Genomic DNA, 14,341 nt, shown 5'->3' on the forward strand with positions numbered 1-14,341 from the left:
TAGTAAGATCCCTGAAAGATGATCAGGTTGATAGGTTCGAGGTGGAAGCATGGTGACATGTGGAGCTGACGAATACTAATAGATCGAGGACTTAACCATATAATATGAAGCAAATGTTATCTAGTTTTGAAGGAATATACCTTCATCAGTTTGGTGATGATGGCAGAGAGGTCACACCCGTTCCCATACCGAACACGGAAGTTAAGCTCTCTAGCGCCGATGGTAGTTGGGACCTTGTCCCTGTGAGAGTAGGACGTCGCCAAGCAAAAACCTAAGTCGTTTCGACTTAGGTTTTTTTGTGTTTATTTTTATTTACCGAAGGGTAAAATCCATAAATTTAATAACCCTAAAGACGAAAAAAGAATGAAATAGAGGCAGTTTAAAATAATGGTAATGATTTTTTGTGCTCCGGATTTTTCGAATGCTCCTAAAATAATCCCTAAGAATAGAAAAGATTATTTCTATCATAATAATGAGAGTAGAAAAAATGGGATGATAGAAATAAGCATTCAATAATTACAGCAATTACTGCGATAGAGAAAAATAAATAGGATAATAGCACAGTTATTTTTTTTCACGGTTATTCCTCCTTTGAAATTAAATCGTTATAATATAGGTTCTATCGATGTATAGAACACAAGAGAGTATGTATATTGAGTAAAACATACTGAAGTATTATATAAATAGTTATACGTAAAATAGATCTCTAGAAATATATATTCTAATTCCCTTTCCTTCTTGCATATAGTTGCAATTCTTCTTTTGAATATAACTAAAACACGAACGTTATCGATGGCTAATAAAAAAACATTCGATTATTTATTGACATTGTTTATGAAATATTGTTAATATAGCCATAGAAACAATAATATATAAGACCTCATATAATCGCGGGGATATGGCCTGCAAGTCTCTACCTAACGACCGTTATTCGTTAGACTATGAGGGAAAGTCACTCGGTATTTTTCTATTCACAAGGGATACGTATGCCTGAGTAGAGCACTTTCTCTCATAGTAAAAGAGAAACTGTTCTATTTCAGGCTTTTTTTATTTGAATCGGGGGGATTCTAATATGAAATCACTAGTTGGAGTCATAATGGGAAGCACGTCAGACTGGGAAACAATGAAATATGCTTGTGACATTTTAGATGAATTAAATATACCGTATGAGAAAAAAGTTGTATCCGCTCATCGGACTCCGGATTATATGTTTGAATATGCAGAAACAGCTCGTGAACGTGGATTAAAAGTTATTATTGCTGGAGCCGGTGGAGCAGCGCATTTACCAGGAATGGTTGCAGCGAAGACAAATCTTCCTGTAATCGGTGTCCCAGTTCAATCAAAAGCGTTAAACGGCCTAGATTCATTATTATCCATTGTCCAAATGCCAGGAGGGGTTCCAGTTGCAACTGTTGCAATTGGTAAGGCTGGTTCAACGAATGCTGGATTGCTTGCTGCACAAATACTTGGATCATTTCATGATGACATACATGATGCATTAGAGTTGAGACGAGAAGCTATTGAGAAAACTGTGCGTGAAGGTAGTGAGCTAGTATGACGAGAATCATTTTACCTGGAAAAACAATCGGCATTATTGGAGGCGGCCAGCTTGGAAGAATGATGGCGTTGGCAGCTAAGGAAATGGGTTATAAAATTGCTGTTTTAGATCCTACAAAGCATTCACCATGTGCACAAGTTGCTGATGTTGAAGTCGTTGCACCATATGACGATTTAAAAGCAATTCAGCATTTAGCAGAGATAAGCGACGTTGTCACATATGAATTTGAGAATATTGATTATAGATGTTTACAATGGCTTGAAAAACATGCTTACTTACCACAAGGTAGTCAGTTGTTAAATAAAACGCAAAATCGTTTTACAGAAAAGAATGCAATTGAAAAAGCTGGGTTACCAGTAGCATCGTATAGATTGGTTCAAAATCAAGATCAACTTACAGAAGCAATTAAAGAGTTATCTTTCCCTTCTGTCTTAAAAACAACGACAGGTGGATACGATGGTAAAGGGCAAGTGGTTTTAAAGAGTGAAGCTGATGTTGTGAGAGCAAAAGAACTTACTAATAAAGCAGAGTGCATTCTAGAAAAATGGGTGCCTTTTGAAAAAGAAGTATCAGTTATTGTAATTCGTAGTGTAAGTGGTGAAACGAAAGTATTTCCGGTAGCGGAAAATATTCATGTAAATAACATTTTGCATGAATCTATCGTTCCAGCCCGCATTACAGAAGAACTTTCTCAAAAAGCAATTGCTTACGCAAAGGTACTTGCGGATGAACTAGAACTTGTGGGAACACTAGCGGTAGAGATGTTTGCTACAGCTGACGGTGAGATTTACATTAATGAATTAGCACCAAGACCTCACAATTCAGGACACTATACACAGGATGCATGTGAAACGAGTCAATTTGGTCAACATATTCGAGCAATCTGTAATTTACCTCTTGGAGAAACAAATTTGTTAAAACCAGTTGTCATGGTAAACATTTTAGGCGAACATATAGAAGGGGTCCTAGGACAAGTGAATAGACTAACCGGGTGCTATTTACACTTGTATGGAAAAGAAGAAGCAAAAGCGCAGCGAAAAATGGGGCATGTTAATATTTTAAATGATAATATTGAAGTCGCTCTAGAAAAAGCGAAGAGTTTGCATATTTGGGACCATCAAGAACAACTGTTGGAGGGAAAAAGATGATTAATCGTTATACACGCCCTGAAATGGGTGCAATTTGGACGGAAGAAAACAAATTTAAGGCATGGTTAGAAGTTGAGATTTTAGCGTGTGAAGCATGGGCTGAGCTTGGCGACATTCCAAAAGAAGATGTTAAAAAAATTCGTGAACATGCATCATTTGATATTGATCGTATTTATGAAATTGAAAAAGAAACACGTCATGACGTAGTTGCTTTCACTCGTGCTGTATCAGAAACACCAACATTAGGCGAGGAACGTAAATGGGTTCATTACGGTTTAACATCTACAGACGTAGTAGATACAGCGTTATCTTATATCTTAAAACAAGCAAATGAAATCTTGTTAAAAGACTTAGAAAACTTTGTTAGTATTTTAGCTAATAAAGCGAAAGAGCATAAATACACGATCATGATGGGAAGAACACACGGTGTACATGCAGAGCCAACAACATTTGGTTTAAAACTTGGTCTTTGGTATGAAGAAATGAAACGTAACGTAGAGCGTTTCAAACAAGCTGCTGATACAGTTCGCGTTGGTAAGTTATCTGGTGCGGTTGGTACATATGCAAATATTAATCCATTCGTAGAAAAGTATGTTTGTGAAAACTTAGGATTAGAAGCAGCACCAATTTCAACACAAACATTGCAACGTGATCGTCATGCACATTACATGTCAACACTTGCACTAATCGCAACATCTGTTGAAAAGATGGCAGTTGAGATTCGTGGTTTACAAAAGAGTGAAACACGTGAAGTTGAAGAGGCTTTCGCAAAAGGTCAAAAAGGTTCTTCTGCAATGCCGCATAAACGTAATCCAATTGGATCTGAAAATATGACTGGTTTAGCTCGTGTTATCCGCGGTTATATGATGACAGCTTACGAGAATGTTCCGTTATGGCATGAGCGTGATATCTCTCACTCTTCTGCAGAACGCGTAATTTTACCAGATGCTACAATCGCGTTAAATTACATGTTAAATCGCTTTGGTAATATCGTTAAAAACTTAACTGTATTCCCAGAGAATATGAAACGCAATATGACAAGAACATACGGCTTAATTTACTCTCAGCGCGTAATGCTTACACTAATTGACAAAGGTCTGGTACGTGAAGAAGCTTATGATATCGTACAGCCTAAAGCAATGGAAGCTTGGGAAACACAAGTACAATTTAAAGAGCTTGTAGAATCTGACGAGCGTATTACAAGTAAATTAACGCAAGAAGAAATTAACGAATGTTTCAATTATGAACATCATATGCAACACGTTGATACAATCTTTGAACGCCTTGGATTAAACGAAGCGTAAAATTTCATATGGCACAGAATAGAGTCATTCTGTGCCATTCTTTATAAAAATATTATTCACATTTTTCAAACTACAGGGGGCTTGCGAAATGCAAAAGCTAGAATTGCTGTATGAAGGTAAGGCAAAAAGAATTTATCGTACAGAAGCAGCAGATATGGTTTGGGTAGAGTACAAAGATAGTGCGACTGCTTTCAATGGGGAGAAAAAAGCGACAATTACAGGAAAAGGTCGTTTGAACAATGAGATTACAACTTTATTGTTCAGAAAGTTACAAGAAGTTGGAATTAAAACACACTTTGTGGAGAAGTTATCTGATACAGAACAACTTGTCAAAAAGGTGAGTATTATTCCATTAGAAGTTGTCACAAGAAACGTAATTGCAGGTAGTCTTTCAAAAAGACTAGGAATGGAAGAAGGAACTGCTCTTACAACACCAATCGTAGAATTTTACTACAAAGATGATGATTTAGGAGATCCACTTGTAACGGAAGATCATATTCGTTTGTTAAATGTTGCAACACCAGAGCAAGTAAGCGTATTACGAGATGCAGCTCTACAAATCAATCAAGTGATGATTGAGCATTTCGCAAGCTGTCGTGTAAGATTAGTAGATTTTAAATTAGAGTTTGGCGTAACAGAAGAAGGGGAAATCATATTAGCAGATGAAATTTCACCAGATACTTGCCGTTTATGGGATGAAACGAGCAATGAAAAATTTGATAAAGATGTATTCCGTCGTGATCTTGGGAATTTAACAGAAGCATATGAAGAAATTTTAAAACGTTTAGGGGGAGCTTCACATGTATAAAGTTAAGGTATATGTAACGTTAAGAGAAAGTGTATTAGATCCACAAGGAACTGCGGTAAAGGGAGCACTTCATAGTCTTTCATTTACAGAAGTACAAGACGTTCGAATCGGAAAATATATGGAATTAACAATTGATAAATCAGTATCTGATCTGGATAGCAAGGTGAAAGAAATGTGTAAAAAATTATTAGCAAACGTTGTAATGGAAGACTTCCGTTATGAAGTTGAGGAGGTTGTCGCACAGTGAAATTTGCAGTCATAGTATTCCCAGGTTCGAACTGTGATGTCGATATGTTCCATGCAATTAAAGATGAGCTTGGTGAAGAAGTAGATTACGTTTGGCACGATAGAGAGAATTTAGATGAATATGATGCAATTTTACTACCAGGTGGATTCTCTTACGGTGACTATTTACGTTGTGGTGCTATTTCTCGCTTTGCTAACGCAATGAAAGCAGTGCAAAAAGCTGCTGAGCAAGGAAAGCCAATTTTAGGAGTGTGTAATGGATTCCAGATTCTTGTTGAATCAGGATTACTACCAGGAGCATTAATGAGAAACGAAAACTTAAAGTTTATGTGCCGTACGGTTCAGTTACGTGTTGAAAATAATGAAACTATGTTTACATCACAATATGAAAAAAATGAAGTAATCAATATTCCAATTGCACATGGTGAGGGGAATTACTATTGTGATGAAGCAACTCTTAAACAATTAGAAGAGAATAATCAAATCGCATTCCGTTACGTAGAAAATCCGAATGGAAGCGTTTCAGACATTGCAGGTATTGTAAATGAAAAAGGAAATGTTCTTGGTATGATGCCACACCCAGAGCGTGCTGTAGATGAATTACTTGGCGGTGCTGAAGGGTTAAAAGTCTTTCAATCTATCTTAAAACAGTGGAGGGAAACATATGTCGTTAATGCTTGAGCCAAATCCAACACAAATTAAAGAAGAGCGTATATATGCGGAAATGGGGCTAACAGACGAAGAGTTTGCCATGGTTGAAAAGATTTTAGGCCGTTTGCCGAATTATACAGAAACGGGACTATTCTCTGTTATGTGGTCTGAACATTGTAGTTATAAAAATTCAAAGCCAGTTCTTCGTAAGTTTCCAACGACAGGTGAGCGTGTCTTACAAGGACCTGGAGAAGGCGCTGGAATTGTAGATATCGGTGATAATCAAGCGGTTGTATTTAAAATGGAAAGTCATAACCATCCTTCTGCAATTGAGCCATATCAAGGGGCAGCGACAGGTGTCGGTGGTATTATTCGCGATGTATTCTCTATGGGAGCACGTCCGGTAGCTCTATTAAACTCACTTCGCTTCGGTGAATTACAATCACCACGCGTGAAATATTTATTTGAAGAAGTAGTAGCAGGAATCGCAGGATACGGTAACTGCATTGGTATTCCTACTGTTGGCGGCGAAGTACAGTTTGATCCATGTTATGAAGGAAATCCACTTGTAAATGCAATGTGTGTAGGCCTAATTAATCATGAAGATATTAAAAAAGGGCAAGCACATGGTGCTGGTAATACAGTAATGTACGTAGGAGCATCAACTGGTCGTGATGGTATTCACGGTGCAACATTCGCATCTGAAGAGTTATCTGAAAGCTCAGAAGCGAAGCGTCCGGCAGTTCAAGTAGGGGATCCATTTATGGAGAAACTTCTTATTGAAGCATGTTTAGAACTTATTCAGTCTGATGCACTTGTTGGAATTCAAGATATGGGAGCTGCTGGTTTAACATCATCTTCTGCAGAAATGGCAAGTAAAGCAGGTATGGGTATTGAAATGTACTTAGATGATGTACCGCAGCGTGAAACTGGCATGACTCCATATGAAATGATGTTATCTGAATCACAAGAGCGTATGTTAATCGTTGTGAAAAAAGGTAGAGAGCAAGAAATAGTAGATTTATTTGAGAAGTATGGTCTTGCAGCAGTTACGATGGGGAAAGTAACTGAAGATAAAATGCTTCGCTTATTCCATAAAGATGAAATGGTAGCTGAAGTACCAGCGGATGCTCTTGCAGAAGAAGCACCAATTTATCATAAACCGTCAAAAGAAGCAGCATACTTTGCTGAGTTCCAGCAGATGAAAATGGAAACACCAAAAGTAGAAGATTATAAAGAAACGTTATTAGCTCTATTACAACAACCAACGATTGCAAGTAAAGAGTGGGTATATGATCAATATGATTATCAAGTGCGCACTAGCACAATCGTTACACCAGGTTCAGATGCAGCAGTTATACGCGTACGCGGCACAGAAAAAGGATTAGCAATGACGACAGATTGTAACTCTCGCTACATTTATTTAGATCCAGAAGTGGGCGGTAAAATTGCAGTAGCAGAGGCAGCACGTAATATCGTATGTTCTGGCGGGGAGCCACTTGCAATTACAGATTGCTTAAACTTCGGTAACCCAGAAAAACCAGAGATTTTCTGGCAAATTGAGAAATCAGTAGACGGTATGAGTGAAGCTTGCCGCAAGTTACAAACACCAGTTATCGGCGGGAATGTATCAATGTATAACGAGCGTAGTGGTGAAGCTGTATATCCAACACCAACTGTTGGGATGGTTGGACTTGTACACGATTTAAAACACGTAACAACACAAGAATTTAAACAAGCTGGCGATTTAGTTTATGTAATTGGAGAGACGAAAGCTGAGTTTGGTGGAAGTGAATTACAGAAAATGATTTACGGAAAAATTTTCGGTCAATCACCAAGCATCGATCTAGATGTAGAATTAAAACGCCAAAAGCAAGTACTAGCAGCAATTCAAGCTGGCCTTGTTCAATCTGCACATGATGTTGCAGAAGGTGGTTTAGCAGTTGCAATTACTGAAAGTGCAATTGGTGCTAACGGTTTAGGTGCTACTGTGAAATTAGATGGGGAAGCAACAGCAGTATTATTTGCAGAATCACAATCTCGCTTCGTTATAACTGTAAAACGTGAAAATAAAGAAGCATTTGAGAAAGCGGTTGAAGCAATTCAAGTTGGAGAAGTGACAAATACAAATGAAGTAACAATTCATAATGAAGAAAATGAAGTATTACTTACAGCAAATGTAGATGAAATGAGAAAGGCTTGGAAAGGGGCAATCCCATGCTTGCTGAAATAAAGGGGTTAAATGAAGAATGTGGCGTTTTTGGAATTTGGGGGCATGAAAATGCAGCACAAGTTTCGTACTACGGATTGCACAGTTTGCAGCACCGTGGGCAAGAGGGCGCAGGCATTGTTGTAAATAATGGGGAAAAAATCATCGGTCACAAGGGGTTAGGTTTAATATCAGAAGTGTTTTCAAGAGGTGAGCTAGAGGGATTAAACGGGAAATCAGCAATTGGACACGTACGATATGCAACAGCTGGTGGAAGTGAAGTTGCTAACGTTCAACCATTATTATTCCGTTTTTCCGATCATAGCATGGCGTTAGCTCATAACGGAAATTTAATTAATGCAAAAATGCTTCGTCGTGAATTAGAGGCAGAGGGAAGTATTTTTCAAACAAGTTCAGATACAGAAGTACTTTTACACCTCATTAAGCGTAGTACAAAAGATTCTTTAATTGATAGTGTAAAAGAGGCTCTAAATAAAGTGAAAGGTGCGTTTGCATATCTTTTACTAACTGGAAATGAAATGATCGTTGCGCTAGATCCAAATGGATTCCGTCCTCTTTCAATTGGAAAGATGGGGGATGCTTACGTTGTAGCATCGGAAACATGTGCTTTCGATGTAGTTGGTGCAACATACATTCGTGATGTAGAACCTGGTGAATTGCTTATTATCAATGATGAAGGAATTCACGTAGATCGTTTTACAAATGAAGTAGACCATGCGATTTGCAGTATGGAATACATTTACTTTGCACGTCCAGATTCTAATATCGCTGGTATTAATGTTCATGCAGCACGTAAAAACATGGGGAAACGTTTAGCGGCGGAAGCTCCTATTGAAGCTGATGTTGTTACTGGTGTACCAGACTCTAGTATTTCAGCAGCAATTGGTTATGCGGAGGCGACAGGAATTCCGTATGAGTTAGGGTTAATTAAAAATCGTTACGTTGGACGTACGTTTATTCAACCTTCTCAAGAACTGCGTGAGCAAGGGGTTAAGATGAAGCTTTCAGCAGTAAGAGGCGTAGTTGAAGGAAAACGAGTTGTTATGATTGACGATTCTATCGTAAGAGGAACGACAAGTAAACGAATTGTTCGTATGCTTCGCGAGGCTGGAGCGACAGAAGTCCATGTAAGAATTGCTTCACCACCTCTTAAGTATCCATGCTTCTATGGCATTGATATTCAAACGAGAAAAGAATTAATCGCAGCAAATAATTCAATAGAAGAAATCCGTCAAATCATCGGAGCAGATTCACTAACATTTTTAAGTGAAGATGGATTAGTAGATGCAATTGGACGCCCATATGAAGGGAAATACGGTGGTCTATGTATGGCTTACTTCAATGGAGACTATCCAACAGCTCTTTATGATTATGAGCAAGAGCTTTTAGAAAGTATGAAATAAGAAGAAAAAAGCTTCTACTTCTTTTGATGTAGAAGCTAGCTTCTTTCTTAAAACGGCCGCCCTGGATGGGGAGAAATTAAAAGACGAGGTGTAAATAACGATGGCGAATGCATATAAGCAAGCAGGAGTAGATATTGAAGCTGGATATGAAGCGGTATCTCGCATGAAAAAACACGTACAAACAACAATGAGAAAAGAAGTGCTAGGCGGTTTAGGCGGTTTTGGAGGTATGTTTGATCTATCAAAATTTGCATTAGAAGAACCTGTATTAGTATCTGGAACAGATGGCGTGGGAACGAAATTGATGCTCGCTTTTATGGCAGATAAACATGACACAATTGGTATTGATGCAGTAGCAATGTGTGTAAATGATATTGTTGTCCAAGGAGCAGAGCCGCTTTTCTTCCTTGATTATATTGCTTGTGGTAAAGCTGAACCTAGTAAAATTGAAAACATCGTCAAAGGTATATCAGAGGGCTGTCGCCAAGCTGGTTGTGCATTAATTGGTGGAGAAACAGCTGAAATGCCAGGAATGTATTCTACGGAAGAATACGATTTAGCTGGTTTTACAGTTGGAATTGTTGATAAAAAGAAAATTGTAACAGGTGAAAAAATTGAAGCTGGTCACGTATTAATTGGCTTAGCATCTAGCGGTATTCATAGTAACGGTTATTCTTTAGTAAGAAAAGTGCTACTAGAAGATGGAGAACTATCTTTAAATCGTATTTACGGACGCTTAGAACTACCTCTTGGTGAAGAATTATTAAAACCAACAAAAATTTATGTCAAACCTATTTTAGAACTATTGAAGAAACATGAAGTATACGGTATGGCACATATTACAGGTGGTGGATTCATTGAAAATATTCCACGTATGTTGCCAGAAGGAATCGGTGCGGAAATTGAATTAGGATCTTGGCAAGTTCAACCGATTTTTAGTTTACTTCAAGAGGTTGGAAAACTAGAAGAGAAAGAAATGTTCAATATTTTTAACATGGGTATTGGTATGGTAGTAGCAGTAAAGGAAGAAGAGGCAAAAGATATTGTTCGTCTTCTTGAGGAACAAGGCGAGAAGGCTCATATTATTGGACACACTGTACAAGGGTCTGGTGTTACCTTTATTGAGGGAACAGAAGTATGAGTAGATTAGCAGTTTTTGCTTCTGGGAGCGGCTCTAACTTTCAATCTCTCATTAATGCGGTAGAAGACAAAATATTGGATGCAGATATTAGTTTATTAGTATGTGATAAACCAGAGGCACGCGCTATTGGACGGGCACATTATCATCATATTCCATATTTTTCCTTTTCAGCGAAAGCATATGAGTCAAAAGAAGCATTTGAAAAAGAGATATTAAAAAAGCTAGAAGAGTATGAAATTGATTATGTTATTTTAGCTGGATATATGCGTTTAATTGGAACGACTTTACTAGAAGCGTACGGCGGGAAAATTATTAATATTCATCCATCACTACTACCGAGTTTTCCAGGGAAAGATGCTGTTGGTCAAGCGTTAGAAGCGGGTGTGAAAGTAACCGGAGTAACGATTCACTATGTAGATGCAGGTATGGATACAGGTCCAATTATTGCGCAAGAAGCAGTAGTTGTTTCTGAAGGGGATACGAGAGAAAGCTTACAAAAGAAAATTCAACAAGTTGAACATAAATTATACGTAAATACAGTGAATCAAATTGTTCAGTCTGTGAAAAAACCAACTGTTAACTAACATACAACCAGGGGTGAAGGATAAATGAAAAAGCGTGCATTAGTAAGTGTTTCAGATAAAACAGGAGTAGTAGAATTTGTTAAAGGTTTACTTGAACAAGGGATTGAAGTTATTTCAACAGGTGGTACGAAAAAATTATTAGAAGAAAACGGCTTGCAAGTAATTGGTATTTCTGAAGTAACTGGTTTCCCAGAAATTATGGATGGTCGTGTAAAAACATTACATCCAAATATTCATGGTGGTCTATTAGCAGTTCGTGATAATGAAATGCATGTAGCGCAAATGAATGAATTAGGTATGGAGCCAATTGACTTTGTTGTTGTTAACTTATACCCATTTAAAGAGACAATCGCTAAGCCTGATGTAACATTTGCTGATGCAATTGAAAATATTGATATCGGTGGCCCAACAATGATTCGCTCTGCTGCGAAAAATCATAAATTTGTATCGGTAGTTGTAGATCCAGTAGATTATGATGTTGTATTAGCAGAACTGAAAGAGAACGGTGAAGTAACAGAGGGAACGAAACGTAAATTAGCAGCGAAAGTATTCCGTCATACAGCGGCATATGATGCGTTAATTTCTAACTACTTAACAGAGCAAATGGGCGAAGAAAGCCCAGAAACATTAACAGTGACATTTGAGAAAAAACAAGATTTACGCTATGGCGAAAATCCACATCAAAAAGCAACGTTCTATAAAGCACCATTCGCAGCAACTTCTTCTGTTGCATATGCAGAACAATTACATGGTAAAGAATTATCTTATAACAATATCAACGATGCGGATGCAGCACTTAGCATCGTGAAAGAATTTACAGAACCAGCAGTAGTAGCGGTAAAACATATGAATCCATGTGGTGTTGGAGTAGGAACTGATATTCATGAAGCATATACTCGTGCTTATGAAGCGGATCCAGTATCAATCTTTGGCGGTATTATTGCAGCAAATCGTGAAATTGATAAAGCTACAGCAGAAAAGTTACACGAAATTTTCTTAGAAATTGTTATCGCTCCTTCGTTCTCGCAAGAAGCTTTAGAAGTGTTGCAAAGTAAGAAGAACTTACGCTTACTAACTGTAAATATTGAAAAAGCGACAAGTGCAAGCAAAAAACTAACTTCTGTACAAGGTGGTCTTCTTGTTCAAGAAGAAGATACGTTATCATTAGATGAGGACGCAATTTCAATTCCAACGAAACGTGAACCATCAGAGCAAGAATGGAAAGATTTAAAACTAGCTTGGAAAGTTGTAAAACATGTGAAATCAAATGCAATTGTTTTAGCGAATGATAACATGACAGTTGGTGTAGGCGCGGGACAGATGAACCGTGTAGGTTCTGCAAAAATCGCAATTACACAAGCTGGCGAAAAAGCACAAGGTAGCGCACTTGCATCTGATGCTTTCTTCCCAATGCCAGATACAGTAGAAGAAGCAGCAAAAGCTGGAATTACAGCAATCATCCAACCAGGCGGATCGATTCGTGATGAAGATTCTATTAAAATGGCAGATGCGTATGGGATTACTATGGTGTTCACTGGCGTACGTCATTTCAAACACTAATAGAGGATGTTAAAAAAGTCCGGTCAAGATAACTGTCGCATGTCGTCGTTGCATAGCCAGTGCGGTACTCATGTAGGAAAGCTACACTCCGTGTCCTCCTGGCAAATGCGCCTTGACCTGCTCGGTTCTCTTGATCCTCCTTTTTAAACTTTTATTGATATGAAAACAAACTAGGAGCATAGCTTCTAGTTTGTACTTATTTAATTATTGGGGGATGAAATATGAATGTTTTAGTAATTGGCCGTGGTGGACGTGAGCATGCTTTAGCTTGGAAGTTTGCACAATCTGAAAAGGTAGAAAAAATATATGTAGCGCCAGGTAATGAAGGTATGCGAGACGTTGCAACACCAGTTGATATTGATGAGAATGATTTTGATGCATTAGTCTTATTCGCAAAAGAAAACAATGTAGGCTTAACTTTCGTTGGACCAGAAATTCCACTTATGAATGGAATCGTTGATTGCTTTAAGGAAGAGGGACTTCGTGTATTTGGACCTAATAAAGCGGCTGCTGTTATTGAAGGTAGTAAAGCTTTTACGAAAGAATTGATGAAAAAGTATGATATTCCAACTGCGGCATATGAAACTTTTACAGACTATGAAGAAGCAGTAAAGTATATTCAAAAAGTTGGTGCACCGATCGTAATTAAGGCAGATGGTTTAGCTGCTGGTAAAGGTGTAACAGTAGCAATGACGCTTGAAGATGCATTACAAGCTGTGAAAGAAATGCTGCAAGATGTGAAATTCGGTGAAGCAAGCAAGAAGGTCGTTATTGAGGAGTTTCTAGATGGACAAGAATTTTCATTAATGGCATTCGTAAATGGAACAACCGTACATCCGATGGTAATTGCTCAAGATCATAAACGCGCTTTTGATGCTGATAAAGGTCCGAATACAGGCGGAATGGGTGCATATTCTCCAGTACCACAAATTCCAGAATCAGCAGTTCAAGAAGCGATTCAAACAGTATTACACCCAACTGCCAAGGCGATGATTGCAGAAAACCGTTCGTTTACAGGTATTTTATACGCAGGTCTTATTTTAACAAATGATGGTCCAAAGGTAATTGAGTTCAATGCACGCTTTGGCGATCCTGAAACGGAAGTTGTATTACCACGCTTAGAAAATGATTTAGTTGATGTATGTAACGCTGTATTAGATGAAAGTGAATTAACGTTACAATGGTCAAAGGAAGCAGTTATTGGTGTCGTACTTGCTTCGAAAGGATATCCAGAAGCATATAAAAAAGGTGAAATTATTAACGGATTAGATGCACTGCAAGATGTAATAGTTTTCCATGCGGGTACAGCGATGAAACATGGTGACTTTGTAACAAACGGTGGCCGTGTATTATTTGTTGCTTGTAAGGCGAATAATTTACAAGAAGCGAAAGATAAGGTCTATAAAGAAATCGGTAAAATTGAGAGTGATGGTTTATTTTACCGAAGTGATATAGGATATCGTGCAATTGGGCATGAGATGACGAGAAGCTAATATATAAAAAATCCCGCTGATTTCTCAGCGGGATTTTTTATGCATCTTTATCTTTTTTTAATTTCCCTTTTTGCTTTGCCATTTCTCGAAGTAAATACTCGATGTGTGCATTGACGCTACGAAACTCATCATTCGCCCATTTTTCGATGACTGCGTGTAATTCAGGATCAATACGTAATGGAAAGCTTTTCTTTTTGGCCATAATCACTTACAAC

The 14,341-nt window shown here is 38.0% G+C and carries 13 protein-coding genes, 2 rRNA genes, 1 pseudogene and 1 riboswitch; of the genes and pseudogenes, 14 read left to right on the forward strand and 2 right to left on the reverse strand.

The window, feature by feature from the left end:
- Together MR066_RS20990 and rrf are read left to right on the forward strand one after the other, a co-directional pair.
- A 23S ribosomal RNA gene (locus MR066_RS20990) occupies positions 1-99 on the forward strand; the annotation flags it as partial.
- Positions 100-149: 50 nt separating this feature from the next.
- A 5S ribosomal RNA gene (rrf, locus tag MR066_RS20995) occupies positions 150-265 on the forward strand.
- A 43-nt stretch (positions 266-308) separates the two neighbouring features.
- Here rrf and MR066_RS27435 read toward each other — a convergent pair.
- Positions 309-562, reverse strand: a pseudogene (locus MR066_RS27435) (hypothetical protein).
- 298 nt (positions 563-860) lie between these two features.
- Positions 861-962: riboswitch (purine riboswitch) on the forward strand.
- 110 nt (positions 963-1,072) lie between these two features.
- Here MR066_RS27435 and purE point away from each other — a divergent pair.
- The 12 genes from purE (at position 1,073) to purD (ending at position 14,126) form a co-directional block, all read left to right on the forward strand.
- Positions 1,073-1,558: a 5-(carboxyamino)imidazole ribonucleotide mutase gene (gene purE, locus MR066_RS21000; RefSeq protein WP_002010008.1), complete on the forward strand. Its 486-nt coding sequence runs from the start codon at positions 1,073-1,075 to the stop codon at positions 1,556-1,558.
- The gene (gene purK / locus MR066_RS21005) at positions 1,555-2,706 is read left to right on the forward strand and encodes a 5-(carboxyamino)imidazole ribonucleotide synthase (protein ID WP_002140188.1); all 1,152 of its coding nucleotides are present in this window, start codon (positions 1,555-1,557) and stop codon (positions 2,704-2,706) included. Before purE ends, purK begins: the two co-directional genes overlap by 4 nt.
- Positions 2,703-4,010, forward strand: coding sequence for an adenylosuccinate lyase (gene purB / locus MR066_RS21010; RefSeq protein ID WP_242248412.1), 1,308 nt, complete (start codon positions 2,703-2,705; stop codon positions 4,008-4,010). The genes purK and purB overlap by 4 nt, the downstream gene beginning before the upstream one ends.
- Before the next feature lie 88 nt (positions 4,011-4,098).
- Positions 4,099-4,818: a phosphoribosylaminoimidazolesuccinocarboxamide synthase gene (purC, locus tag MR066_RS21015; protein ID WP_002029482.1), complete on the forward strand. Its 720-nt coding sequence runs from the start codon at positions 4,099-4,101 to the stop codon at positions 4,816-4,818.
- Positions 4,811-5,065, forward strand: a complete 255-nt coding sequence (gene purS, locus MR066_RS21020) for a phosphoribosylformylglycinamidine synthase subunit PurS (RefSeq protein WP_242248414.1) — start codon at positions 4,811-4,813, stop codon at positions 5,063-5,065. The genes purC and purS overlap by 8 nt, the downstream gene beginning before the upstream one ends.
- Positions 5,062-5,745 (forward strand): phosphoribosylformylglycinamidine synthase subunit PurQ, encoded by a 684-nt coding sequence (purQ, locus tag MR066_RS21025; RefSeq protein WP_002140189.1) that lies wholly within the window; start codon positions 5,062-5,064, stop codon positions 5,743-5,745. Before purS ends, purQ begins: the two co-directional genes overlap by 4 nt.
- Positions 5,729-7,948 (forward strand): phosphoribosylformylglycinamidine synthase II, encoded by a 2,220-nt coding sequence (gene purL / locus MR066_RS21030; protein ID WP_002167057.1) that lies wholly within the window; start codon positions 5,729-5,731, stop codon positions 7,946-7,948. The genes purQ and purL overlap by 17 nt, the downstream gene beginning before the upstream one ends.
- Positions 7,933-9,348 carry an amidophosphoribosyltransferase gene (gene purF / locus MR066_RS21035; RefSeq protein WP_002124870.1) on the forward strand — a complete coding sequence of 472 codons (1,416 nt, stop codon included), beginning with the start codon at positions 7,933-7,935 and terminating at the stop codon, positions 9,346-9,348. Before purL ends, purF begins: the two co-directional genes overlap by 16 nt.
- 100 nt (positions 9,349-9,448) lie before the next feature.
- A complete protein-coding gene (purM, locus tag MR066_RS21040) occupies positions 9,449-10,489 on the forward strand; it encodes a phosphoribosylformylglycinamidine cyclo-ligase (protein WP_002167056.1) in 1,041 nt (346 codons plus the stop codon).
- Positions 10,486-11,073 (forward strand): phosphoribosylglycinamide formyltransferase, encoded by a 588-nt coding sequence (gene purN / locus MR066_RS21045; protein ID WP_242248415.1) that lies wholly within the window; start codon positions 10,486-10,488, stop codon positions 11,071-11,073. Before purM ends, purN begins: the two co-directional genes overlap by 4 nt.
- A 24-nt stretch (positions 11,074-11,097) precedes the next feature.
- Positions 11,098-12,633 carry a bifunctional phosphoribosylaminoimidazolecarboxamide formyltransferase/IMP cyclohydrolase gene (gene purH, locus MR066_RS21050; RefSeq protein ID WP_242248416.1) on the forward strand — a complete coding sequence of 512 codons (1,536 nt, stop codon included), beginning with the start codon at positions 11,098-11,100 and terminating at the stop codon, positions 12,631-12,633.
- A gap of 221 nt (positions 12,634-12,854) precedes the next feature.
- Positions 12,855-14,126, forward strand: a complete 1,272-nt coding sequence (purD, locus tag MR066_RS21055; RefSeq protein ID WP_242248417.1) for a phosphoribosylamine--glycine ligase — start codon at positions 12,855-12,857, stop codon at positions 14,124-14,126.
- Between the two features lie 37 nt (positions 14,127-14,163).
- Here the strand turns inward: purD and MR066_RS21060 are convergent, their stop codons facing one another.
- Entirely contained in the window at positions 14,164-14,328 is a 165-nt protein-coding gene (locus tag MR066_RS21060) for a type II toxin-antitoxin system antitoxin (protein WP_001085171.1), read from the reverse strand.
- Between the last annotated feature and the right edge of the window lie 13 nt (positions 14,329-14,341).

This window comes from Bacillus cereus group sp. BfR-BA-01523 (assembly GCF_022662615.1).
Classification (GTDB): Bacteria; Bacillota; Bacilli; order Bacillales; family Bacillaceae_G; genus Bacillus_A; species Bacillus_A mycoides.

Bases quoted from the DNA above. Each gene is read 5' to 3' on its own strand.
- purE (WP_002010008.1), top strand. From the start codon at position 1,073: ATGAAATCACTAGTTGGAGTCATAATGGGAAGCACGTCAGACTGGGAA.
- purK (WP_002140188.1), top strand. From the start codon at position 1,555: ATGACGAGAATCATTTTACCTGGAAAAACAATCGGCATTATTGGAGGC.
- purB (WP_242248412.1), top strand. From the start codon at position 2,703: ATGATTAATCGTTATACACGCCCTGAAATGGGTGCAATTTGGACGGAA.
- purC (WP_002029482.1), top strand. From the start codon at position 4,099: ATGCAAAAGCTAGAATTGCTGTATGAAGGTAAGGCAAAAAGAATTTAT.
- purS (WP_242248414.1), top strand. From the start codon at position 4,811: ATGTATAAAGTTAAGGTATATGTAACGTTAAGAGAAAGTGTATTAGAT.
- purL (WP_002167057.1), top strand. From the start codon at position 5,729: ATGTCGTTAATGCTTGAGCCAAATCCAACACAAATTAAAGAAGAGCGT.
- purF (WP_002124870.1), top strand. From the start codon at position 7,933: ATGCTTGCTGAAATAAAGGGGTTAAATGAAGAATGTGGCGTTTTTGGA.
- purM (WP_002167056.1), top strand. From the start codon at position 9,449: ATGGCGAATGCATATAAGCAAGCAGGAGTAGATATTGAAGCTGGATAT.
- purN (WP_242248415.1), top strand. From the start codon at position 10,486: ATGAGTAGATTAGCAGTTTTTGCTTCTGGGAGCGGCTCTAACTTTCAA.
- purH (WP_242248416.1), top strand. From the start codon at position 11,098: ATGAAAAAGCGTGCATTAGTAAGTGTTTCAGATAAAACAGGAGTAGTA.
- purD (WP_242248417.1), top strand. From the start codon at position 12,855: ATGAATGTTTTAGTAATTGGCCGTGGTGGACGTGAGCATGCTTTAGCT.
- MR066_RS21060 (WP_001085171.1), bottom strand. From the start codon at position 14,328: ATGGCCAAAAAGAAAAGCTTTCCATTACGTATTGATCCTGAATTACAC.